Origin of the sequence: Streptomyces sp. NRRL B-24484, from assembly GCF_000717715.1 — a bacterium.
Taxonomy (GTDB): Bacteria; Actinomycetota; Actinomycetes; order Streptomycetales; family Streptomycetaceae; genus Kitasatospora.
Window position 1 is genome coordinate 1 of the sequence record NZ_JOAI01000113.1, and the last position, 1,785, is coordinate 1,785.

The window sequence follows — 1,785 nt, forward strand, 5'->3', positions numbered from 1 at the left end:
GGGGCGGTCGGTGTGCGACCGCCCCCGCCCCGACCGGGGCGCGACGCCGACGCGCGCAGTGTGATCCAGCCCACACGCATAAACAACGCTCAGATGTGGTATGCTTCTCTATGTCGGAAGGGGTTGGCGCCCCTCCCGGCCACTCGATCCAGCAGGACCAACCGAGAGGGAACCCAAGTCATGAACCCCAGCGCCCGCAACGCCGCCAAGGAACTCCGTCTCCGCGCCCGCGACACCCGCGCCGAGGCCCGCACCCACCGCCCGCAGAACCCGGCGAAGCTCGCCAAGTCCTGCCGGACCCGCGCCCGCTCGCTCATGACCCACGCCCTGGCCGCCGGGGTCGACCCCGCGACCGCCAAGAGCGTCGTCAGCGCGCTGCGCAGCGCGGCCGAGCGCAAGAACATCAAGCCCACCGAGAAGGCCCGCACCCGCCGCACTCACGAGGGCTGGGGCCGCACGGTGCGCACCAGCCGCCGCTACTCCCGAGCGAAGGTCGTGGAGCTGCTGGAGGCGTACAAGCCGCGTGCGGCCGCGACCCGCGCGGCGCGTGAGCTGATGCTGGCCGCCTGAGCCGAGCCTGCCCCGGGGCCGAGCGCCTCGGGGCAGTCCCGGGGGCCGGGCATCCGGGCCCGGCCCGGAGGAACCGTGTGCAACGAGAGGTAGGGGCGCGGATGCCCAGAGAAGTCGTCGAGTTCTTCCCGGTGATCGTGGCGGGGACGGGGGCGCGGTCAGGGGTCGATCCGGTCCGGTTGCGGGTCGTCGCCGCCCGGTCGGTGGCCGCCGGGGATCTGGTGGTCGGGTACGCCCCGGCCGGGCGGGGGGCCGTCGGCCGGCCTCTGATGCGGATGGGGTACCAGGAGCCCTACACGGCCCGGCCCCGGCCGTTCGCCCCCGGGTGCGGGTGCGAGTGCTGCGGGGCGCTCCCAAGCCCGCACGGGCCACTGGCGGTCGTGTTGAGCGCGGCGGGGGACGAGGGGAGCCGTTGGGTCGAGTGCGAGGCGTACGCGGCGGCCGAACCGGTGTTGGTGGTCCCCGCCGCTGGCTGGTAGCCCGATCGGTGTGGTGTGGCACAGACCACACCACATCAACACTCAGATGTGGTATGCTTCTTTATGTCGGAAGGGGTTGGCGCCCCTCCCGCCCACTCGATTCGAATCCCCAACCCGAGGAGCGCATCCCGTGCTGACCGCCCTGACTATCGGCACCACTTCCCACGCCGGCCGCAGGACCCCCAAGGGCCGGGTGCGCCCCGCTCGCACCACCATCACGGCCGTGGTCCGCGCCGCCGGTGGCGGTTGGAAGTCCGCGTGCATCATGCGCTGCGGACGCCGCACCGGGGAGGACTTCGCCCCGGTCCGGTCCCGCATCGAGACGATCCGCGGGGCGCAGCACGAGGCCGGGGCGTTCGTGCCCGAGCGGGAGTGGCGCGGTCTCCGCACGACCGGCTTCGTGGCCAGGGGTGACCACGGGAGCCTGAAGTGGCGACTGCACTCCGCGCGTAGCGGCAGCTATCTGGTGTGGGGGTCCGCTCCGTGCGGCTGGGACGGCATGTTCCAGCAGGAGTACGGGGTGCGTGGCCGCCGTGCGGGAGTGCGAGCCCTCCAGCACGCCATCCGGTGGGGCGAGGTGAAGGGAGGCGTGTTCGCCAGCCACGAGGAGCAGAGCTACTGACCCGCTCCCGGGTGGCCGCCAGACCTTCGGCGGCCACCCAGGCCGCCCACCGTCCCGAATCTCCCCACGAACCCAGGAGGCCACCGTGAGCACCGCCCAGACACCGCCCCCGCC

General features: G+C 73.3%; 2 protein-coding genes. Both read left to right on the forward strand.

Annotated elements, in window-relative coordinates; all coding sequences use genetic code 11:
* The first annotated feature begins 180 nt into the window (after nucleotides 1–180).
* Complete coding sequence (locus IE98_RS0141430; RefSeq protein ID WP_030277886.1) at nucleotides 181–570, forward strand: hypothetical protein; 390 nt, start codon at nucleotides 181–183, stop codon at nucleotides 568–570.
* Nucleotides 571–1,179: 609 nt separating this feature from the next.
* Nucleotides 1,180–1,671 carry a hypothetical protein gene (locus IE98_RS0141440; RefSeq protein WP_030277888.1) on the forward strand — a complete coding sequence of 164 codons (492 nt, stop codon included), beginning with the start codon at nucleotides 1,180–1,182 and terminating at the stop codon, nucleotides 1,669–1,671.
* Nucleotides 1,672–1,785 lie beyond the last annotated feature (114 nt).